Raw genomic sequence first — 21,967 nt, forward strand, 5'->3', positions numbered from 1 at the left:
GTTTTTCATACCGTTTTCTATGACCTGTGCTGTCACAACCTGCGATATATCGGCATTTTCTGGGGGTTGTGATTATGGCGGTATATCACTGGTGCCACAATATGCCGATATATGTGGGGTAGTGATGTGCGCGTGATATCACAACCCCTGAGATACGCCCATATTCTTTGGGTTGTGAAATCTGAGCAAATCACAACCTGCGATATACGTCGATATATCTGGGGTAGTGATGAACGTTCGATATCACGCTCCCCGAAATACCCTCATATCTGTGAGGTTGTGACAGCCTTGATTATCACAACCGGTATTATATGCCGATAATTTCGGGGTTGTGATATTCAGAAGAGCGTGGGTTGGTTGCCGGGCTGCGGATTGCGCTGGTCGTTCGTCCGTTTATTTGGTTGGCTGTCGGTGGAGCCGTTCGTTTGCGTGCCGGGGCGTAGGCTGGGATGGGCGGTTAGGTCACGGGTGATCCACGCCATAATCAAATCGGCAAGACGGTTGATTTCATCATCGGACAATTCTCGGCCTTCGGGGATGTGGTGCCATTTGGCGATGCAGCCGCGGCAGCAGGTGGCGGTGGCATGCTGCGCGGTGAACACCGGATGCCCCTTCCACGGCGTCTGTCGGCCATCATGTTCGGGCTGCGCTTGCCCTACGCGCGAACGCAGCATATCGCGGGCATGGGAGGCAATAACCACTTCGCCCTTGGCTCGTGCATACGCCCGATCCTTGCTGCTGAGCACGAATTTCGCGCGAAAAGGGGAGTGCGACAGTCGTTCCAGCGTCTTCTCGATCCACTGCCGTTCGCGTTCGGCGTCCGTATCATCCGCATCGTCTGCGGTATTGGTGTTATTTATGCCATCCGTGGCATCCATGTCATTGATATCGTCCACGTGAACCACAGTAGTTGCATATGCGCTGCTTGGTAGGTATCCCGTGCCCGGCCGATCACACGATCGTCGAAAGTCCGTCAGCCGCGCAACTGGGTAAGTTGCGCACGAACCTTATGCAGTTTGGCATAGATTTCGTTGCGCTGTGCCGGATTCTTGACACGGGCATGATCCCTGGCAAGCTTGGCTTCTTCGGCTTCGAGCGCAACGATTCGAGCACGTCGCATGATGCGCCCGTCAACGTCGAGAGGATCGGCGACGCCGAGAATTGCCTGCGAGCATAGACTGTCCCACACCTCATCCATGGAAGTCATATCCTCGACCTCCAGCAATACATCGTTCGGATCACCCCAATCGCTGGAATATACGGCATGTTGCACCGTGTGTCCGGCTTTGCCGGGAATCAGACGGCGCACGGCGATCGCGCACTGCTCAGTGAGGGTGGCGGCGTCCGCAGCCCCGTCGCCGGCACCGGCTCCAGCAGTTTCGGCTCCGGCACCTCCGGTGGACGAGTCCGCAACGCTACCATCGCGCACGCACACAAACAGTATGCCTCCTGAGCGTTGGGCGGCGATATGATCGATGACTTCGACCGGGATCGAAGCATTCGGCTTCGCAAGCCGTAGTCCCAGCACCAATATTTCGCGATTACGCACGCCCTCGGCGGCACCAGTGTTGGCCGGGCGCAGAATCGCCAGCATACTGATGGACGCCACGTCATTGACCAGGCTGGACTTAAGTTTCGTGCTAACCGGCGCTTTGCCAACAAACGCCGCTTTAGGCAATGCGCCCTTTTCAGCAGGCACAGCGTAGGAGACGGGCAGCCCCAACGTAAGCGCGGATACGGAACCACAGGTTGCAGCGGGCATCGTCGGCCTCCTTTGCCGTTCATACAATGGTTCCAACTATACGACGCCGAGCGCAGAGAACCAACGATTGCTTGCGCTCACGCGTAAGCGCCTTGTATCCCACCAGTCGGACGGGAATGGACGATTCGCGGTGCTCGGTTGCGTTGCGGCGCTACGATGGTGAGCTATGAGCGAGAACATTATGCGAATCATCGACCTGCGTGGTCAGAACCTGTCCCGTGCCGAACTGCTTGCCGCGATGCCGCGCGCCGCGATGGGCACTTCCGAAGCCACCGAACTGGTGCGTCCGATCCTCGACGACGTCAAGGAGCGCGGTGCCGCGGCCCTGCGTGACTTCGGCGAGAAGTTCGATGGCGTGCGCCCCGTCAACCTGCGCGTGCCGGCCGAGGCCATCACCGCCGCACTCGACACCCTTGACCCCGAAGTGCGCGCCGCGATTGAGGAATCCGTGCGCCGCGCCCGCGCCGTGGCCGCCAACCAGGTGCCCGAGGACTTCTACACCGATCTGGCCGAAGGCGCTCGCGTGGCGGAGCGTTGGATTCCGATTCAGCGCGTCGGTCTGTATGTGCCCGGCGGCAAGGCCGTCTACCCGTCCTCCGTCATCATGAACGCCGTGCCGGCCCAGGCCGCAGGCGTCGAGTCCCTGGCCATCGCCACCCCGCCCGCCAAGGGTGATCCGGAAGGTCTGCCGAACAAGACCATCCTCGCCACCTGCGCCATCCTCGGCGTGAGCGAGGTATACGCGGTCGGCGGCGCCCAGGCCATCGCCATGTTCGCCTACGGTGCCAAGGGCTCCGAACCGCAGGACGGTGACGTGCTGTGCGATCCGGTTGACAAGATCACCGGCCCCGGCAACATCTTCGTGGCCACCGCCAAGTCGCTTGTCTCCGCATTCGTGGGTATCGACGCGGTCGCCGGCCCCACCGAGATCGGCATCATCGCCGATGCTCAGGCCAACCCCAAGTTCCTCGCCGCCGATCTGATCGGCCAGGCCGAGCACGATGAGCTCGCCGGATCCGTGCTGTTCACCGACTCCACCGCCATCGCCGATGCGGTGCAGGCCGAACTGGCCGTGCGTGTGCCGAAAACCGAGCACGCCGAACGCGTACACACGTCGCTGTCTGGCAGCCAGTCCGCCATCGTGCTCACCGATAATCTCGACCAGTCCATCGATGCGGCCAACGCCTACGCCGCCGAACACTTGGAGATCCAGACCGCCGACGCGGATGCCGTTGTTAAGCGCATCAAGAACGCCGGTGCCATCTTCCGCGGGCCGTATTCGCCGGTGCCGCTGGGCGATTACATGTCCGGCTCCAACCACGTGCTGCCCACTGGCGGCACCGCCCGCTTCGCCGCAGGTCTCGGCGTGCACACCTTCATGAAGCCCGTCGAAGTCATCGAATACGACGAGCAGGGTCTGAAGGAGCTCGCCGCGCGCGTTAACGCCTTCGCCGTTTCCGAGGATCTGCCTGCCCACGGCGAATGCGTGCTCACCCGCTTCGTCGCCGATCCGTACGACAAGGCCACCCTGCGCGAGCAGGAGGAGCAGGCCGGCCTGCGCTAAGCGAGCGCCGCCAGATGCGCTGAAAACCACCGCGAACGGGCGGCCGAGCAGCAGCCAGGCCGCCCGATGGTGTGTATATAGGGCATACCGATAGCACACCGATACAACCGAAGGAAGCAACACAACATGACCACGGACAACAGCAACGCCATCCCGGCAAGCCTGCCGCTGCGCAACGATCTGGTGGGTGAAGAGCCGTACGGTGCACCGCAGCTTGACGTGCCGGTGTGCCTGAACGTCAACGAGAACCCGTATGCCCCCGACCCGGCCGTATGCGATTCCATCGCCCGCCGTGTGCGTGAGATCGCACCAACCCTGAATCGTTACCCGGACCGTGAGCATATCGAACTGCGTCAGGCATTCTCCGACTACCTTGCCCGCGAATCTGATACGCGTCTGGACGTGGACGAACTGTGGGGTGCGAACGGCTCCAACGAGATCATGTTGCAGCTGTTCCAAGCCTTCGGCGGGCCGGGCCGCACCGCGCTGGGTGCCGACCCGACTTATTCGATGTATCCCGAATATGCGCGCGATACTTTCACCGGCTGGCAGCTCGCCCACCGCAACGCTGACTTCACGCTGGATGTGGACGCCGTGCTCGAACAGATCGCCCAGGTCAAGCCGAGCATGGTGCTGCTCACCAGCCCGAATAACCCCACGGGCACGCCGCTGCCCTTCGAAGACATCGAACGCATTCTCGCAGCTTGCGAAACCGCCGAGGTCGCCGGTGCCGCCGAGGGTGTGCATCCGATTCTCGTAATCGACGAAGCCTATGTGGAATTCCGTAAGCCCGGCACCCCGAGCGCCGTCAGCCTGATCAAGAACCATCCGAATCTGGCCGTGTCGCGCACCATGAGCAAGGCCTTCGCCTTCGCCGGCGCGCGCGTGGGCTACCTTGCCGCATCCAAGGGCATCATCGACTGCGTGCGCATCGTGCGCATGCCCTACCACCTGAGCGCCGTAACCCAGGCCGCCGCCCTCGCTGCCTTCGAACACACCGATGAACAGCTGAGCTACGTCGGCCACCTGCGCGACACCCGTGAAGCCACCGCCGCATGGCTTCAGGGACAAACCTATAAGGGACAGCCGCTTGAAGTGGCCGAATCCGGTTCGAACTTCCTGCTGTTCGGTGGTCACTTTGACAAGCGCGAAGCCATCTTCGACGAACTGTTGAAGCGCGGCGTGCTCATCCGCGTGGTCGGCCCTGACGGTTGGCTGCGCGTGTGCATGGGTACTGATGAAGAAATGGAGCGTTTCCGCAACGCTCTGGTTGAATCGCTTCGTATAGTGGAAGCCGAATAACGCATATACCAAGGAGCAGCATGGCACGCACCGCGCATATCGTTCGCGAAACCAGCGAATCGCACATCGACCTCGAACTGAACCTCGACGGCACCGGCAAAACCGACATCGACACTTCGGTGCCGTTCTATAACCATATGATGACCGCCCTCGGCAAGCATTCGCTGATCGACCTGACCATTAAGGCCCACGGCGACACCGACATCGACGTGCACCACACCGTTGAAGACACGGCCATCGTTTTCGGCGAAGCCCTGAAGCAGGCACTCGGCGACAAGCGCGGACTGCGCCGCTTCGCCGATGCCACCGTGCCGCTGGATGAGGCGCTCGCCAAGGCCGTGGTCGATATTTCCGGACGCCCCTACTGCGTGTGCAGCGGCGAGCCCGCCGGCTACGAATACTGCATGATGGGCGGCCACTTCACCGGCTCCCTCGTGCGTCACGTTATGGAATCTATTGCCTTCCATGCCGGCATCTGCCTGCACATGCAGGTGCTTGCTGGCCGCGATCCGCACCATATCGCCGAAGCCGAATTCAAGGCTCTCGCCAGGGCCCTACGCTTCGCTGTGGAAATCGACCCGCGCGTGGACGGCATTCCCAGCACCAAGGGAGCGCTGTGATGGCCGACGATTATAAGGGCTCGGACAACACAGCAGACGGATTCGACGCCGACTTCAACCCGGACGAATCACTTTTCTCCGACGAGGAGCTGGAGGCGGCGCTGGCTGGCTTCGAGCAGGAATTCGCCGCGCAGGATTCTAAGTCTGACAACGCTGATGATTCTGCAGCGCCTGCCGATCAATCCGCCAGCCAATCTGCTGATCAATCCGCCGATCAAGTTGACGCGAACTCCGAGGATGCGACAAGCTCCGTGGCCGACGCCGTCAACGAGGCTATGGCCGACGTGGTCGATCCATCCGTGGGCTTCGAAAACGAACTTGCCGGCTTGCTCGGCAACAAAGCCAAGGTCGCGCTGATCGTCACCCGCGTGGCTTCCGCCGAATTGCTCGCCGCATTCTGCCAATTGTCGGATGTTTCTGCCTGCTGTATCGGATCCAACCAGGGTGCCGTGGCGGTGCTCCGGAATCTGGACGGCGACGGCCCTGAGGCGGCTGCCAAAGACCTGACCTGCGTGGTGTCCGGCATGCCGGTGATTCTTGCGGTCAACCGCGCCGACAAACTCGAAGTCAACATGGTGATTCAGGGTGAAATCGCGCAGAACTTCGCCCCTCCTGTGCTGTTCACTTCAACGCCGCGCTTCGTCGAGGATCTGCTGCTGAACATCGTGACGTTGGAACAGCTGAAAACCAAGGGCTTCGAAGTGCTGGACTCTGCCTCGCTCAGCCACGAGCAGGCAATGGAAATACTCGCCGGCCACACCAAGCGCGGTCGCGGCAAAAACGGCTCCGTCATCGAATAGCACGCAATAACGCAACAAACGAGGAGAACCACATGACCACAGCGGTTGTTTTCGACTACGGATTCGGCAACGTGCGCTCCATGGTGCGCGCGCTGGCCAATCAGGGCGTCGACACCACCCTCACCTCCGATTATCGCCAGGCACTGGAAGCCGACGGCCTCGTGGTGCCCGGTGTGGGCGCTTTCGCCGCCTGTATGGAAGGCCTGAGAAAAGTGAACGGCGACCGGGTGATTTACGACCGCATCCGCGCCGGCCGCCCGGTACTGGGCGTGTGCGTGGGCGAACAGATTCTGTTCGAACGCGGCAACGAGCACGGCGCCAACGCCACTGGCGTGGGGCTGATCGGCGGATCCGTGGATCCGTTGGACGCTGATGTGGTGCCGCATATGGGCTGGGACACCATCGACGCCGCCGACAACAGCGTGCTGCTGCATGGTGTGGAACAGGAACGATTCTATTTCGTGCACTCCTATGCGGCGATGGCCGTCAGTGCAGCGGATACCAGCAAATATGAAATCGATTTGTCCGATGCCCCCGAACGTGTCAGCTGGTGCGATTACGGACGCTCCCGCTTCGTTGCCGCCTATGAACGCGGGCCACTGTTCGCCACCCAATTCCACCCCGAAAAATCCGGCGACGCCGGTGCCCAGCTGCTGAAGAACTGGATCGCGCTGCTGTAATTATTGGCGTAATTACAGGTCTGTCTGCCGGAGCTCGTGCTTTCATCAAGCAGTGCCGAGCTTATGAGCTTTGTCACAGTTGCTGGCCGCAGCTGTTAGTTGCAGCCAGCAATCACCGTTAATCGCTGCCAACCATCCGAATTAATACACCGCCGAAAGGAACAATCATGTCTTTGACTCTTCTGCCCGCCGTCGACGTGCGCGATGGCAAGGCCGTGCGCCTGCGCCAGGGCGAATCCGGCTCGGAAACCGACTACGGCTCGCCGCTGGAAGCCGCCCGCACCTGGGTTGAATCCGGCGCGCAGTGGATTCATCTGGTCGATCTCGACGCCGCCTTCGGCACCGGCGACAATCGCGCCCAGCTGCGTGAAATCGTGCACGAACTTGGCGACAAGGTCAACATCGAAATGTCCGGCGGCGTGCGCGACGACGCTTCGCTTGACGCGGCGCTCGAAGCCGGTGCTGCCCGCGTGAATATCGGTACCGCCGCTCTGGAGAACCCCGAATGGACCAAGCAGGTTATCGCCAAGTATGGCGACAAGGTTGCCGTCGGTCTTGATGTGCGCGGACACACGCTCGCGGCTCGCGGCTGGACCCGCGAGGGTGGCGACCTGTTCGAGACGATGGCGATGCTCGACGACGCCGGCTGCACGCGCTATGTGGTCACCGACGTGGCCAAGGACGGCATGATGAGCGGCCCGAACATCACACTGCTCAAAGAGGTGGCCGAGCGCACCAATGCCAAGGTGACTGCCTCGGGCGGCATCGCTAAGCTCGATGACCTCAAGGCCATCAAGGAGCTGGCCGATCTTGGTGTGGATTCCGCCATCCTCGGCAAATCCCTGTATGCGCGAGCCTTCACCCTCGAAGAGGCGCTCGAAGTCGCCCGCTGAGCGACTCTGCTAAGCGGCAAATCAGTTTTGTATTGGGCTGAGCGTGGTAATTAATCCACATGTGGTGTGATTACCACGCTCAGCCCTTCGTCAACGTGGTAATTAATCCACGTGTGGAGTGAAAGCCACGCTAAGGAGCGCATAAGCGCATCTTAGTCACGCTTGGAGCAGGGGAGCTCGCCGGATTTGATGAGCTTCTTGAACACGGCGTAATCCTCATCGTTCTGCTCCGCATAGGAGACCGCGAACGAGGCGATCGCCTGATCGAACTCGTCCGAACCGCCCAAATAGTTCGCAATGGCGATGGAATCGCCGGTGCGTGCGTGCGCGTGGGCCAAACACCATGCGCACATGCGGCTCAGGTCGCTCAATCCCAGATCATTGAGATGGTCGATGTCGATCGACCCCTTGCCATTCCACAACTGGCGCACGTAATAGTCGCGCTGACGGCCGTCTTCAGCCAGGAAGCTCGACCAGCCGAGCAGCACGTCGGCCGTGGACTGGATCAGTTTCTGCCCCTGCACCACGCGTTCGCCGTGCGTGGCATACGGGGATGCGCCGCAGTAGTGCTCCAGCACCGAATAGGTGGCTTCCTTCATCTGCAGCATCAGTGGATCGTCGATATCGCGCCCCACCAGAATCGAAGCCCACGCACGCTGACCCACCGAGCCGACGCCTACCACCTTGCGCGCCGAATCATGATACTGATAGTGGTCGAGCACGTGGCGGCGATCCTCATACAGCGAATGGCGATACTGGTTGAACAGGGTGTCGATGCGCGCCTGCAAGGCGTCAAGATCCGCATAATCCTGCAATTCGTTGATCGGCACCAATTCCGGCGGATCGGAACGGAAGCGCAGCTTGCCGCCCTCAAAATACGTGAGCTTGGCCGCTGCGGCGTCGGAGTCCTTCACCGCCGCCTTCATCGCGGCCTCGCGCAGCGTGCGGTTGCGCTTGCCTCCCTGTGTGCTTTCGAACCGGTCGAGTGTTTCGGTCACATCCAAATGGTCGTACCATGCGTCGAGGTAATCCATTTCGGAGAACTGCTTCATACGCTCGCGGTATGTATGCACACAGCGCATCACCGCCGCGCGCCGGGCCTTCTCCTTGATGCCGTTCGCACGACCGCAGATCTCCACTGACACGGCCAAACGCTTAAGATCCCATTCCCAAGGGCCCACAGCCGTCTCGTCGAAATCGTTGATATCGAATACCAGTCGGGCAGAGGGGGAGCGGAACATACCGAAATTGCCGATATGCGCATCACCCACGCACTGCACCGGAATGCCCGTCACTGGCGTGGATGCCAGATCATTGGTCATGATGAGCACAGTGCCGCGGTAGAACGTGAACGGGCTGGCGCTCATACGCTTGTAACGCAACGGAATCAGATCAGGCACGCGAATGGCGGACTGCTCCTCAAGCAGAGCAATCGCCTCGCGCCGATCTTCGCGCACCTGCCAGATTGCATGCGATTCAAGCGGTGCGGCAGAGCGGGCGGCAATGCCGGCGCGCGCACGCTCACGCGGCGTGGCGGCCTGCTGCCAGCGCGTCATATCAATGGGTGGATTCGCGGATGGTGTCAGATGGTCTGCTTCACTCATACACACCACTGTAACTCGTGGAATGTCTTTTGCCCTCTTCAGTGGACAATTCCTCTTTTGGCTGTTGTCGGAGATGCCGATGTTGCCAACAATGGTACTTGTCCATTAAATCTGATCCTACTGAAAGGACAAAGATGAATATTAGCAGGGTCAAGAAAGTGCTAATCGGCATCGTTGCTGGTGGCGCATTAGCATTTGGTATTCCAGCCTCGGCGCAGGCTGCCACTCATGATGTGTATGGTTATTTGAATACGGGAGGTGCTCTTATCCAGTATTCAACTTTCCGCTCTCATTTAGCCGGAAATGCTTCGCTGAGAGTGACCAACAATGTTGGTACATATAGCCGTTTTGGTTTACGCACGACTGATGGAGTACAACGAACGGCTTCGCTTCAGTATAACGGCAGCGGTGGGGACCAGTCATGGGGCTGGGTCGCATCAGGATCATATGCGCTGAACGGACGCATGGGAGCTCGATCTGGTGCGGATAACTACTGGGCCGGTCTTTTGACTATGTAATTACTGAGTGAATTGATTGTTGTGCTGGAACGTCTGTGTTCCAGCACAACTTTTCTTACGGAGCGAACAATGAAAAAGATGATAAAACCTGTCTTGGTGATGATGGTGGTGTCTTTCTTACTGGCAGGCTGCGGTTCAAAAGGCGATGCCGAATCTGGTGCAGTCGAACTCCTAGATTGGGATGGCGCTAATGAAGAATATAAAGATACAGTTAAAGATTTTCCTTTCGCTCTTGAGAACGGGGATGTTTTCCCTGCGGACATGCAGCGGACAGGCAGTTCGCAGTATCAAAAAGGGTGGGGTGAAGGGCAGGCCTACTTCTATTGGATCTGTTCCACAGAACATAATATTCTGGATAAGAATCAGAGTGATTCCGATGCTGCTTTGGCTTCCGTGCAGCAGTTGAAAAAAGTCACTAGTAGCTCTTGGTTCCAAACGTATTATGATGATACGGATCAAATATTTGAAAATGAAGTCATCGGAAAAGCCGAACTAGGTGACGTTTCCGTTATGCAACAGTTTTATGATGCCGACTGCTCTTGGTATCGCAGCAGCAAAGGACTGTAATGATGAAAGCTTCCTTTGTGAGTTTCCGACGTAATATTGCCGTTGGAATATGCGTAATGGCTTGTGTCTCATTAGGAGGCTGTAATAACGTATCGTCTGCATCAGAATCATTACAGGTGACTGAGCAAAATGAATCATTGGTTAAAGTCACAAAAGGGAAGTTAACTCCGTTGATTTCCGCCACGACAAGCGTGGAAGTAGCATCGCCAATTGCCGTTTATGCGACTGTACAAGGTGCTTTTCACAGCACTGTCGAGTTGGGAAAATACGTCCATGCCGGTGAGGAACTGGGAACCATAGGTAGTGAGACCGTGACTGCACCAGTGGATGGAATATTGGAATATGTCGCTGCAGACAATGACGTGGCAGTCAACTATCCGCTGTTCACTGTTCGTTATGGTGGGATGGCCTCGCAATTAGATGCTTCTGTTTTGCTGAGAACGATTGATGCAAATTCCAGCATCACCGGCCGTTTTCAAATATCTGATGGTCAAGGTCCAACAGATTGTGCTGCAGTGGTGCGTACGGCAAGCGATTTTGCGGGAGATGGAGACTCCGATGCGCAATCCGCAGAGGAATCCTCCCAGATTCTACAGTGTCTCTTTCCTAAAGATGTGATCGTAAGGCCTGGGCAAACTGCCACAACTGTCTTGAAAGCTACCGCGGTCGATGAGGCTTTGCTGTTACCTATTTCCTCGGTTGCAGGACGTTCGGAAAAGGGGCAGGTATCGAAATATGAAGATGGAAGCTATCACACCGTAGACGTGCAACTTGGCGCTTCGGACGGCACCTCCATCATCATAGTGAGCGGACTTCGCGAGGGAGATGAGGTCTCCAGCATTGCTCCCAATCTGACTGCAGGGACGGAATCATGAATGGTGTTTCGTATCAAGAAGTTGAAGGAACAAAAGTGATTCAGTTAACTTCAGAAGATGAAATTGCTGTGGCGGAGCTTCGAAATGTTACCGCTACGGTTCTGCTGAATGATGGAACACGGTTGACAACTGTACATGATGCCAACATAGTGTTTCATAGGGGAACTTCAACTGCAATAGTAGGAAGAAGCGGTTCAGGGAAAACAAGTCTAGCCTCGATTATCGGCCTTCTCAATATGGACTATACGGGAGAAGTCCTCTACGGCAATACCGATATCCGTGAAAGGGGCGACGCCTTCTGTTCTCGTTTTCGATGTGCTCACATAGGGTTTGTGTTCCAGAACTATTCGTTAATTCCACATTTGCGAGTGTGGGAAAATGTGGCTCTTCCACTTGACTATAGATATCGATTCTCTCGAAAAAAAATCCGAAAACAAGCTATACGTTCCTTAGGAATCGTTGGCTTGCGAGAAAAAGCCAACTTCGCGCCCGCTAGTCTTTCCGGCGGCGAACAGCAAAGAGTCGCCATTGCGCGTGCTCTCATCGGAAATCCAGATATTTTGATATGTGATGAGCCTACAGGCGCATTGGATGAAAAAACCGGTGAAAAGATTGCTGATTTGCTCTTCAAACAAGTGCATGACTACGGAACTACGCTGGTTTTGGTGACTCATGATTTACGACTTGCGGCGCGTTGCCAGAGACAACTATTCATGGATCGAGGAGAAATCTCATGTTCCACATGATTGTCAGTGATCTGCGAATATCGCCACTTCGCACAGTCCTTACCTCGCTTTCGATGTTTATTGGAATCATCACATTGATTCTGTCGGTGCTCATAGGAACTCTCGGCAAAAGTTATCTTGAGTCAACAAACGCGCAGCTTTCGGGATGGTCTCCCACCTATACCGTTACTGTTTCGGATGCTCAAATTACTGATTTGAAGCTTAATGAGAAAATGATAGAGACGATGCAAGAAAACCCTATAGGTATCATTGTTCCGGAATATCAAATGGACTCATTGGGAATATATTCTTCCGGCTCCATCCGACATGTAAACGCTGTAGTCACATCTTCACAGCGAACGAAACTGTTTCCTGTCGCAATAGTTAAAGGGCAATGGTTCGCGGAGGATTCTCATGAATCTTCGTTGCAAGTTGTTGTGAATCGCGAAGCTGAGGGAATGATTTTGTCAGACGGAACCGTAGATCTTGGTGTGGTTAATGGAACGGAAAAAATAAATATATGGGTGAGGGGTGTGATCGATGATGGATCGTCGGAGCCGATTATTTATTTGGATGCGTTAACTATGGAACGTTTCCTCCCTCAAATGTGGCGTCCTGAAGGTCTTACTGTGTTTTTTCATCCTACGGGGTCGGTCAATGAAAACATGGCGAAAAGCGCCGTTAGCGATCTATTGTTTGATTCCGTAGGAGGGAAAATAGGAAGTTGGAACCGAAGCGATAACGCGGAAAGCTATGAGTCGGTTATTGACTTTTTGCAGACCGCTACTTTAGTATCGGCGCTGCTGTTATTAGTGGTATCAGCTATTGGTCTTATCAATATTGGAATGGCCGGAATTGAACAACGTTCTCGGGAATTGTTGATTCGACGTGCCATTGGTGCGACCAAAACAAGCATCGTATGTCTTGTTATTGGCTCGTCGATGTTGCTCAGTCTTATCATCGCTTGTATTTCAATTGGTATTTCAATCCTGTTGGTGGCTGCTTTGCCTTATATGATGCCATCTGATGTTCCTCTTGAACTGCCTCCGTATCCTTATTCTGCCGCAGTGTTGGCGTGTGTTTCTGCCGTGGTTACGGCATGCATCGGATCAATTGCTCCAGCTATTAGAGCATCTGCTCTGCAACCTGCTCTTGTTCTGAGATAGTGATTATGCGATATCGTGTTTCATCCTATATCTGCGTGCTTATGATAATCCGGCCAGATTCTGTATGAAATTTCTTGCGAAGTGAGCGTCATGCCCTTGGTCGAAGGCTGTTGCCAGTAACATCAATTGGGATGATGTCATATAGGGGAATACGGCTTAGGGGCTAATGATGGACAAAGTCCGAGATATCAGATCAGATTTTATCCGTGCTTGTCGGATATCTCTGCATAAGCACCCTCTGGGGTTGTTGACCGTCGTGTCTTACATTATCGGTGTTGGTGTACTGCTGATTGGAGACTTTAAGAGTGGGTTGCTCTTTGCCAATTTTGACAGTCGAATGATGATGGTGATGTTCCCCACAGGCGTGGTCGTCGGTATCGTGGCAGTGCTGATCCGAGAAACCCATCCATTGGCTGTTCTGATGATTGAGTTCGTTGGGATCTTCGTATCGTTGCTGCTGAGCGCGAGGATTCATCCGTCTGTAAAACTGGTCTTTCTGTTGATGATGTATTGCTGCGTACAACTGCCTGTTCGGACTCAACGTATTTGTGATGGTGTTATGATCACGGCACTTTTCGTGCAATTTCTGTTTCCGGACGTTATACGGTATTCGTATCAGTTATTTCTGTTAATCGTTATTGCCTGTGGTGTCGCCTCGGCGGCATGGTCGCTTGCCCGAGAGCGGCGCGTTGCCCACGAGCGAATCTTGCAATCCGATCAACGCGCGAAACTGTTTGCCATGCAACGCGATCAGGCCGAGCGTCGCTCTCAGCTGGCCAATGAGCTGCATGACAGTATCGGCCATAATCTAACTGCAATCGCATCCTTGTCACAAGGAGGCAGCGTGATGGCGCGTACAGGCAAAGCCGATAACGACGCTCTTATGCACGTGTTCGAACAGATCACCGATATCGCACGGGGATGTCTGGACGAAACCCGTACGGCTTTGCGTGAGTTTGATGATGCGGAATCCAACCGTTCGCAGGTGATGGAGAATTTGGATGTATCAGGGGACACAGTATGCCATTTGCATGACTGGGATGATATCAAACCGTTGTTGGACAGGGCGCGTTTAACCGGCGTCATGGTGGTGTTTACCGAAACCGGTAAACGGGGCCATGACCTGAAACTTTCGGATTTATGCTTCGCTGTTACACGGGAAGCGATTACCAATGCGATGAGGCATAGCCAGGGACTGTCGGGCATCACCGTTGCTTGGAATCACCAACAGGATAACACGACGCAGATCGTTGTTCGTGATGAAACCGTGACACTCACTGAAACGCCATATATAGGCCAAAGCGCTGATGACAGTGCATGGGATGCAGTACCGCACAGTGATGGCAATGGTTTGCATTACTTGGAGAAACGCGTTCGTCAAGCTGGAGGAACGTTGGCATATGGGCCAGCAGATGGTGGCTGGTTGGTTACCGCAGTGATTCCGTGGCGTGAGGCAGGTAGGGAAGGGGCGAATGATGCAAACTGCACAACCAATGATTCACGTTATGTTGGTTGATGATCAGGCGGCGACGCGGGCCGGGTTCATGATGATGCTTGCGCTTGCCGATGATATTCGCGTCACCATGCAGGCATCCAATGGTGCGATGGCGTTGGAACAGCTAAGAGCCAGTCGGAATCATCTGCCGGACGTTATTTTGATGGACGTGCGTATGCCGGTTATGGATGGCATCGAAGCAACCGGACGCATCACCCGCGAATTTCCGGAAATTAAAGTGATTCTGCTAACCACTTATGATCAAGACGATTACGCGCTTGCCGGTGTGGATCACGGGGCTGTTGGATTCCTGTTAAAGGATGCAACGCCGGAACGGTTATGCGCTGACGTGCATGCCGCATACCGTGACGGTGCCGTGTTCGTTCCTCGTATTCAACGGCTGTTTCTGGACAAGCAACGTCGTGACTTGGCCAATATGTCTGAGCGGGACGCCATGCGCGAACGTTTCCTCATGCTTACCCGTCGGGAGTTTGAGGTCGCCCGGCTTATTGCCGAAGGTTTGGAGAACACCGATATTGCCAAAACCATGGTGCTGGAGGTCTCATCCGTAAGAAAGATGGTCAGCCGCATCCTTCCCAAACTCGGTGTGCACGACCGCACCCAGATCGCCGTCGCTTGGTACAAGGCCCGTATGGACGACACTTCGATTTCGGCGTAATGGTCTTCTTTGTCCTCTGAAAAGGACAATTCGGGAATATGCGGTTGCCTCATTACAACAACGTCGTGTACATGGGTTGGTATGCGAAGCAGATCGATACGGTTGGCGACTGTGCTTGCCGTGGTGTTTTCATTATTGGGGGCGTTCCTGATTCTTGATGGGATGGACGCGACTGCACCGCTTGGCGTGGCGGCGACGGTGCAGGTGTCAGGCCCGGTGCCGTCGGTCTCGAGCCGACAAACCATTGCTCAGATTGGTGATATCGCCGATGAATATCACGTCAACGTCGTGAAGTATGTCGACGATGTTCGCAATCCCGGCACCTTGCGTCATCTGTACGTTATGGTGGGCAACACTGAGGGGAAAGCCGCGCAATAGATTAGCCATGGATATCCTGCATTCAACCCGACGATTCGTACGGATGTTGACGCCATAGATTCAATTGCGGATATGGACCCCAGGGGAATGTATTACCTGTTCGACGGAGATTCTGCGGTCGCGTCCATAATGAGCAACCGGCTGAGGGAACAGGGCTATGAGGTCAGTATTAAAACGAATTATGTCGGCTCCTTCGCCCAATGGTTTTTCAGCAAACCATTCGGCGTCGGACTGATTATCGCATTGATGCTCTGTGTCATGTTATCGGGTTGCTTTGCGCTGATGAACGCGAAAGGCTATGCGATTGAACGGCTCCATGGAAAATCCGCGCTAGGCATTGTTTTCAGAGACATCAAGGCCAATGCTGTGCCCTGTGCCGCTGGTATGGCAGTAGCGTGCGCAGTGCTGTGCGGTGCCGTGTACATCTACAATCATGGGGCGCAGTGGAATCTGTGGCTTATGGTGACAGCCCTCATTCTGCTATTGATTATGGCGTGCATGATGGTGGCGTATCTGGTGGGGTTTGCGATTGCGTCAGCAAGCCCTCTGCTGTGGTCCATCAAAGGACGGCTGCCGCAACGTTTGCCATCCGTAGCGGTATATTGCGTGCGAATTCCGGCGGTTGTGGTGACCATATGGGCCATATCCTTCGCTGGAACGGCTCTTGCGGAAGCCCGCGATCAATGGCGAACTCAGCAAGCGTGGCGCACGGCCGGCGACAGTGCCGCAATCTATCTCAATCCGAATCTGTCTGCCGAAGAACAGGACCAATACAGCGAACGCACCGGTGCATGGCTGCGTCAGGCCGAAGCGGACGGGCACATGATACTGGCTCATGAATATGATCTGCGTTTCTTCGCCCCTCCTGCGGACGATGGGAGCACTGTATCCGGACGCCTGTTGTTGGCGAACGGCAATTACCTTTCCCATCAGGATGTGCGGGACGCCGATGGGAGCAGATTGACATCGGTGCCGGATGATGCAGTGTTGGTCGTGGTGCCTTCAACGTTGGATGATGCGCATCAACAGGAGCGGCTTGATGCTGTACACCGATGGGTCAAATCGCAGTGCGAGATGTATGGAAGGAATGTGCCGCAGATCAATATTGTGCGCGGAGCCTCCAGCCAGCAACTGTTCGGCTATGGCTCAGCGCTGCCGAACACTCCGACGTTGTTCGATGACGCTTTGCTGGTTGTTATCAACGCGAGCAGCGGACTGTTATCCGATGACGACTACACCGCCTACGCCAGTCAGGGAGACGTTTTGTTGAGCGACACGAATTATGCGATTGCGTCTTCACGTCAGGCGGGACTGGGAGATTTCATCTTTGCGGTGGGCAACGTTGCTCAGAACGCGGCTGATGATTATGCGCAGCTTAAAGCGGATTTGATTGTGCACCTGTTCAATATCATCACTTGCGCGGCCATCCTCGCCGTGTCTTCCATTGCAATTGCTCAGATCCGTGTCAGGGAACGTGCCCAAACGATTTTTGCGCGATACATTCATGGATGGTCGTTCCCCAGAACTCATATGAGTTTGATCGTTATGGAAACGTTGCTGGCGATTCTGCCGCTTCTCTGGTCCCTCTGGCAGGTTGCGTCAATGATGCGCTCGCAGGCGGCGCCGGGGCAGGATAATCCGCTGCTGCTGGGAGGGTGGCAGCCCGTCCTGGTCATGCTTCTGGCCGTCATCAATCTCACCATATGCTTGCTCGGCGTTGCTCATTACACCGCAGGCATCGTTCGTAACCATGCAAGGGAGGAATAATATGGCGCAACATCATGTCGCAAGCCATGCTACAAACCAGAGCACAGACAACGCTGTAGGCCATGCAACAGGCCACACCACATTGGAGGTGTTTGAGCTGGGCAAGGGATTCGGCTCTCGAATGCTGTGGCAGAATATGTCATTCACGCTGCAATCAGGGCAGATGGCTGCGATCACAGGACCATCGGGTTCCGGCAAATCCACGCTGCTGAACTGTATCGGATTGTTGGAGCACCCAGATCAGGGGAGCATCCGTGTGGATGGTGAGGATCTCGTTCATATGGGGGCGCATGCCACGCGCTTGTTCCGTCAGCGCAAACTCGGCTATCTGTTTCAGGACTATGCGCTTATCGACAATGCGACGATCTACGACAATCTTGATATCGCTCTTCCCTCAGTTCCCCGCAAAGACAGAAAGCGGATGATGGATGCTGCGCTCAAGCGTGTGGGGTTGCCGCATCGCGGCAGGGATCTCGTCTTTCGACTATCCGGTGGGGAGCAGCAGCGTGTCGCGCTCGCGCGTCTCATAGTCAAACAGCCGGCGATTATCCTGGCTGATGAGCCCACCGGCGCGCTCGATCGGGACAACGCAGACATGGTGGTCGACACATTGCGCAGCATGGCGCACGACGGGGGCATCGTGCTTATCGCCACGCATTCCGCTCGTGTTGCTGAAGCTTGCGACCGGATTGTGAATCTTCAGGAAGTTGCGCACTAGCCGTATGCTGTGGTTCGACTTTCGTAACAAGTGTCCGAATGGCGTGTGTGTTAACGCGGGTCGTAACACGGGTATGGAACGATAGGCGACTATGGATAAACAGCAAGAGTTTGCTTTGCGCACGGTCGAGGAACGCGACGTGCGCTTTATTCGTTTGTGGTTCACTGATGTGTTGGGAACCTTGAAATCCGTGGCCATTGCACCGGCCGAGCTGGAATCCGCATTCGAGGAGGGGCTTGGCTTCGACGGTTCCGCCATCGAAGGCATGACGCGAGTCTCCGAAGACGACATGATCGTCCAGCCGGATCCCTCCACATTCCAGATTCTGCCGTGGCGCGGCGGCCCGCAGGGCACCGCCCGCATGTTCTGCGATGTGATGACCCCGGACGGCGAGCCCTCGCTCGGCGATCCACGTCACGTGCTTAAGCGTGCGCTCGCCAAAGCCAAGGAAAAGGGCTTCACCTTCTACGTGCACCCCGAAATCGAGTTCTACCTATTCGAACAGCAGGATGACTGGTCCAAGGCCCCCACGCCGATTGATGAAGGCGGCTATTTCGACCACGTGCCGCGCAGCCCAGGCATGGACTTCCGCCGTGCCACCGTGAACATGCTCGAACAGATGGGCATCTCGGTGGAATACTCGCATCACGAGGCCGGTCCCGGCCAGAACGAGATCGACCTGCGGTATGCCGACGCCCTGACCACTGCGGACAACATCATGACCTTCCGTACCGTGGTCAAGGAGATCTCCCTGGAGCGTGGCATTCACGCCAGCTTCATGCCCAAGCCGATCGCCGACGCGCCCGGCTCCGGCATGCACACGCACCTGAGCCTGTTCGAAGGCGACGCCAACGCATTCTATGAGGCCGGCCAGGAGTTCAACATGTCGCTGACCGCCCGCCAATTCGCCGCCGGCATTCTGGCGCACGCGGCGGAGATCTGCGCCGTCACCGATCAGTACGTCAACTCGTACAAGCGTCTGTGGGGCGGCAACGAGGCGCCGAGCTACATCTGCTGGGGTCACAACAACCGGTCCGCACTGCTGCGCATCCCGCAGTACAAGCCGGGCAAGGGCAACTCCGCGCGCATGGAGTTCCGTGCGCTCGACCCGGTGGCCAACCCGTACCTGGCCTATTCGGTGCTGCTGGCCGCCGGCCTTGACGGCATCGACAAGCAGATGCAGTTGGGCGAGCCGACCAGCGACGACGTGTGGGAGCTCACCGATGGTGAACGTCAGGCCATGGGCATCCAGCCGCTGCCGCGTTCGCTGGATGAGGCGTTGAAGATCATGGAGAAGTCCGACTTCGTGGCCGAAGTGCTCGGCGAGCACGCCTTCGAGTACTTCCTGCGCAACAAGCGCCACGAATGGGAGGAGTACAACCAGCAGGTCACGCCCTACGAGCTCAAGAAGTATCTGCCCAAGCTCTAATCGCTCTAGCGTGGCAATGGCATAAACGTCAAACTCAAACGCCGGTGGGCGGGTTGACCGTGGAATAATCCATAAGCAACCCGCCCACCGGCGTTTTGTATGTGCGGAAGCCCTGACATAGGGCAAGCCAAGCCATACATTGGGCCAGACATTGGGCCAGACCATGGCTCGCCGGACCCGTTTCGATGCGAGGTGTGCGACTACCGTTCGATGTACTTGCGCAGCAGGATGGTGATGCCGGCGGCCAGCAGCGCGAACACCGCACCGACCGGGCCAAGCCAAGTCAGCCCCAGATTGTCGTTGACCAGGCCACCAACGGCCGAACCAATGGCGATGCCGATATTAAAGGACATGGAATTAAGCGACGCGGCCAGATTCAGGGAGCCGGGGTGGGATTGTGCCGCCACATCCATATACAGCACCTGCGAGGCGGTGTTCTGCAGATACATCATCATGCCCAGCACCACCAGCAGTATGACGCCGGCAACCGGCAGCAGCGACGCCAAAGCCAGCGCGCATAGGCAGATGGCTTGCGCGATATAGATGGGGAAGATATGGGTGAGCGGTTCCACGCCGCGACCACGGTCGCCGAGCTTGCCGCCGTACAGGTTGCTCCACAGGCAGGCGCAGCCGTAGATAACCAGTCCGATGCTGAGGAACTGCGTGGGCACGCCGATTTCGTCGCGCATGATGGGGGAGAGGTATGTGTAGAACACATATGATGCAGCCGCGCCACACACCACATCCAGCACGCCGAATTGGATGCGACGGTCGAAGAACAGACGGAACTGCCGCAGAAAACCGATTTTCACACGATGCGAGTTGCGGGGCAATACCACTGCCATCAGCACGATAAGCACCGCCGTCAGCAGCGACACCAGACGGAACGTCCAACGCCAGCCGAACGTATCGGCCACCCATGTGCCGATAGGCACGCCCACCACGGAGGCGATGGAGAAGCCGGAGAACACCCAGGCGATGAACTTGGTGCGATGCTGTTCCGTGGTCACGTCGGGCGCGAAGGTCATGGCTATGGACACCAGCGTGCCGGAGACCGCGGCGATCAGCAGTCGAGCGATCAGCAGGATGGGATAGTTCGGTGCGAGGGCGCACAGTATGTTGCCTGCCAGAAACACGCCCATCAATATCAGATAGGTGGCGAAGCGGGGGAAGCGCGCCGACAGCGCCGAGCCAAGCGGCGTGCACGGTGCGTACAGAAACGCGAACAGGGCCACCAGATTGCCCACCGTCACTTCGGAGACCTGAAGACCGGCGGCGATATCCGGCAAAATACCCACCACCACGAACTCGCTCATGCCGAGCATGAAACTGGCGAAAATCAGGATGCACACCGGCAGATTGAAGAAACGGGTGGTTTCCGTGCGTGTCATGAAGTCTCCTCATCCAGAGGTTGAGCGTTGCCGAATCTGTAGAATATTGGCCGACCCCTACAAATCGACCGCGGTCAGAGTTTCGGGCAATCGGCGCTGAGCGGCAGGCGACGAACGGTCAGCTACGTGGGCTGCCGAACCAGCTCTGATAGATGAGGGCGAAGTTGCGATTGCCGTAGCTGGAGCAGGAATCGCCCTCGCCGCCGCCGGCCGCAAGCGCCGCCAGATTCGGCTGATAGGGCGTGTAAATGTACAGCAGCGCGGTCGCCTTGTTCTCGATATACACTTCGGAGCCGCCGCAAGCCTCATTCGGATGGTACTGGATGTAGTTCAGCGCTCCGGCATGATAGCCGTAGCGATCCTCGTTCGCCGCATAATACCGGTATCGTTTCGCAGCGCCATATACCTGTCGGAAAAAGCCGGCATACGCGGGATCGCAGTCGGCATCATCCGGGCAATTCAAACCCATCGCCGATTTGATCTGAAAGTCGCTGGGATTCGTGGCCGCGACCAGATGCTGTTCCTTCTGTAATACCGTGAGCAGCACCTTCTGACTGACCCCGCAGGCCTGCCCGGCCTTGGTGATGATGGCAGCCGCCGACTCGCCCTTGGCACCGGTATAGTCCTGACACAATGATTCGCCGGATTCATCCGACGTGTCGAAGGTCATCGAAGCCAGAGCGCCGCCTTGCGACTGCAGGAAGGCTTGCACTTCAGCCTGGCTCATAGCTGACCCGTTGAAGAACTGGCCATCGGAGATGATGTTGCCAGGGTTGAAATCATAGGTCTGTGCCAGTCGCAATTGTTCGCTTTCCGCCGCCTGCACCTGCGTGCGCCAATTCGTGAATCGCACCAATGCCACAACCAACGCTATTACGCAGATAACCGCCACCATCGTCGTGAGCAGCATGCCTGCTCGTTGCAGCAGATTGGCATGACTCCACGCCTTGCGAAACTTAAGAACATGTGATTTGTTCGACCGGGTTCGCCTGCGGGATCGGGTGTGGGGGCGTTTGCGTTTGCGTGGCGTCGAA

The 21,967-nt window shown here is 56.6% G+C and carries 22 protein-coding genes; 17 read left to right on the forward strand and 5 right to left on the reverse strand.

From position 1 onward, the window contains the following. Positions 1-338: 338 nt before the first annotated feature. Both G1C95_RS00450 and G1C95_RS00455 read right to left on the reverse strand, forming a co-directional pair. The gene (locus G1C95_RS00450; RefSeq protein WP_417852242.1) at positions 339-860 is read right to left on the reverse strand and encodes a DUF4186 domain-containing protein; all 522 of its coding nucleotides are present in this window, start codon (positions 858-860) and stop codon (positions 339-341) included. Between the two features lie 113 nt (positions 861-973). Then, on the reverse strand, positions 974-1,762 hold the full coding sequence (locus tag G1C95_RS00455; RefSeq protein ID WP_169170987.1) for a DUF4391 domain-containing protein: 789 nt from the start codon (positions 1,760-1,762) through the stop codon (positions 974-976). A gap of 166 nt (positions 1,763-1,928) precedes the next feature. Here G1C95_RS00455 and hisD point away from each other — a divergent pair, with 166 nt between their 5' ends. The 6 genes from hisD (at position 1,929) to priA (ending at position 7,621) form a co-directional block, all read left to right on the forward strand. Further along, a complete protein-coding gene (gene hisD / locus G1C95_RS00460; protein WP_169170988.1) occupies positions 1,929-3,326 on the forward strand; it encodes a histidinol dehydrogenase in 1,398 nt (465 codons plus the stop codon). Positions 3,327-3,452: 126 nt separating this feature from the next. After that, entirely contained in the window at positions 3,453-4,628 is a 1,176-nt protein-coding gene (locus G1C95_RS00465) for a histidinol-phosphate transaminase (protein WP_169170989.1), read from the forward strand. A 20-nt stretch (positions 4,629-4,648) separates the two neighbouring features. Further along, a complete protein-coding gene (gene hisB / locus G1C95_RS00470; protein ID WP_169170990.1) occupies positions 4,649-5,248 on the forward strand; it encodes an imidazoleglycerol-phosphate dehydratase HisB in 600 nt (199 codons plus the stop codon). Beyond that, positions 5,248-6,048 carry a hypothetical protein gene (locus G1C95_RS00475; protein ID WP_169170991.1) on the forward strand — a complete coding sequence of 267 codons (801 nt, stop codon included), beginning with the start codon at positions 5,248-5,250 and terminating at the stop codon, positions 6,046-6,048. The genes hisB and G1C95_RS00475 overlap by 1 nt, the downstream gene beginning before the upstream one ends. Before the next feature lie 32 nt (positions 6,049-6,080). Then, on the forward strand, positions 6,081-6,728 hold the full coding sequence (gene hisH, locus G1C95_RS00480; RefSeq protein WP_169170992.1) for an imidazole glycerol phosphate synthase subunit HisH: 648 nt from the start codon (positions 6,081-6,083) through the stop codon (positions 6,726-6,728). 167 nt (positions 6,729-6,895) lie between these two features. Then, a complete protein-coding gene (priA, locus tag G1C95_RS00485; protein ID WP_169170993.1) occupies positions 6,896-7,621 on the forward strand; it encodes a bifunctional 1-(5-phosphoribosyl)-5-((5-phosphoribosylamino)methylideneamino)imidazole-4-carboxamide isomerase/phosphoribosylanthranilate isomerase PriA in 726 nt (241 codons plus the stop codon). 152 nt (positions 7,622-7,773) lie between these two features. Here priA and G1C95_RS00490 read toward each other — a convergent pair whose 3' ends face one another. Continuing rightward, the gene (locus tag G1C95_RS00490; protein WP_169170994.1) at positions 7,774-9,225 is read right to left on the reverse strand and encodes a DUF2252 domain-containing protein; all 1,452 of its coding nucleotides are present in this window, start codon (positions 9,223-9,225) and stop codon (positions 7,774-7,776) included. Between the two features lie 134 nt (positions 9,226-9,359). Here G1C95_RS00490 and G1C95_RS00495 point away from each other — a divergent pair, with 134 nt between their 5' ends. The 11 genes from G1C95_RS00495 (at position 9,360) to glnA (ending at position 19,542) form a co-directional block, all read left to right on the forward strand. Beyond that, positions 9,360-9,743 carry a hypothetical protein gene (locus G1C95_RS00495; RefSeq protein ID WP_169170995.1) on the forward strand — a complete coding sequence of 128 codons (384 nt, stop codon included), beginning with the start codon at positions 9,360-9,362 and terminating at the stop codon, positions 9,741-9,743. A 69-nt stretch (positions 9,744-9,812) separates the two neighbouring features. Then, complete coding sequence (locus G1C95_RS00500) at positions 9,813-10,310, forward strand: hypothetical protein (RefSeq protein WP_169170996.1); 498 nt, start codon at positions 9,813-9,815, stop codon at positions 10,308-10,310. Further along, entirely contained in the window at positions 10,310-11,185 is an 876-nt protein-coding gene (locus G1C95_RS00505; RefSeq protein WP_240947354.1) for an efflux RND transporter periplasmic adaptor subunit, read from the forward strand. The genes G1C95_RS00500 and G1C95_RS00505 overlap by 1 nt, the downstream gene beginning before the upstream one ends. Further along, positions 11,182-11,931 carry an ABC transporter ATP-binding protein gene (locus G1C95_RS00510; protein WP_169170997.1) on the forward strand — a complete coding sequence of 250 codons (750 nt, stop codon included), beginning with the start codon at positions 11,182-11,184 and terminating at the stop codon, positions 11,929-11,931. Before G1C95_RS00505 ends, G1C95_RS00510 begins: the two co-directional genes overlap by 4 nt. Further along, positions 11,919-13,076: an ABC transporter permease gene (locus G1C95_RS00515; protein WP_240947355.1), complete on the forward strand. Its 1,158-nt coding sequence runs from the start codon at positions 11,919-11,921 to the stop codon at positions 13,074-13,076. Before G1C95_RS00510 ends, G1C95_RS00515 begins: the two co-directional genes overlap by 13 nt. Positions 13,077-13,242: 166 nt before the next feature. Beyond that, positions 13,243-14,592, forward strand: coding sequence for a sensor histidine kinase (locus G1C95_RS00520; protein WP_169170998.1), 1,350 nt, complete (start codon positions 13,243-13,245; stop codon positions 14,590-14,592). Further along, complete coding sequence (locus G1C95_RS00525) at positions 14,582-15,250, forward strand: response regulator transcription factor (protein ID WP_240947356.1); 669 nt, start codon at positions 14,582-14,584, stop codon at positions 15,248-15,250. Before G1C95_RS00520 ends, G1C95_RS00525 begins: the two co-directional genes overlap by 11 nt. 102 nt (positions 15,251-15,352) lie before the next feature. After that, on the forward strand, positions 15,353-15,628 hold the full coding sequence (locus G1C95_RS00530) for a hypothetical protein (protein WP_169170999.1): 276 nt from the start codon (positions 15,353-15,355) through the stop codon (positions 15,626-15,628). Between the two features lie 72 nt (positions 15,629-15,700). Further along, entirely contained in the window at positions 15,701-17,395 is a 1,695-nt protein-coding gene (locus G1C95_RS00535; RefSeq protein WP_205832650.1) for a hypothetical protein, read from the forward strand. A gap of 121 nt (positions 17,396-17,516) precedes the next feature. Beyond that, complete coding sequence (locus tag G1C95_RS00540; protein WP_240947357.1) at positions 17,517-18,113, forward strand: ABC transporter ATP-binding protein; 597 nt, start codon at positions 17,517-17,519, stop codon at positions 18,111-18,113. Between the two features lie 91 nt (positions 18,114-18,204). Next, positions 18,205-19,542, forward strand: coding sequence for a type I glutamate--ammonia ligase (gene glnA, locus G1C95_RS00545; protein ID WP_169171002.1), 1,338 nt, complete (start codon positions 18,205-18,207; stop codon positions 19,540-19,542). Between the two features lie 200 nt (positions 19,543-19,742). On the opposite strand, the gene G1C95_RS00550 is transcribed toward glnA, so the two are convergent. Together G1C95_RS00550 and G1C95_RS00555 are read right to left on the reverse strand one after the other, a co-directional pair. Beyond that, a complete protein-coding gene (locus tag G1C95_RS00550) occupies positions 19,743-20,933 on the reverse strand; it encodes an MFS transporter (protein WP_169171003.1) in 1,191 nt (396 codons plus the stop codon). Positions 20,934-21,051: 118 nt separating this feature from the next. Beyond that, positions 21,052-21,843 carry a hemagglutinin gene (locus G1C95_RS00555; protein WP_169171004.1) on the reverse strand — a complete coding sequence of 264 codons (792 nt, stop codon included), beginning with the start codon at positions 21,841-21,843 and terminating at the stop codon, positions 21,052-21,054. Between the last annotated feature and the right edge of the window lie 124 nt (positions 21,844-21,967).

The sequence above is a fragment of the Bifidobacterium oedipodis genome, from assembly GCF_012932425.1.
GTDB classification, from domain to species: Bacteria; Actinomycetota; Actinomycetes; order Actinomycetales; family Bifidobacteriaceae; genus Bifidobacterium; species Bifidobacterium oedipodis.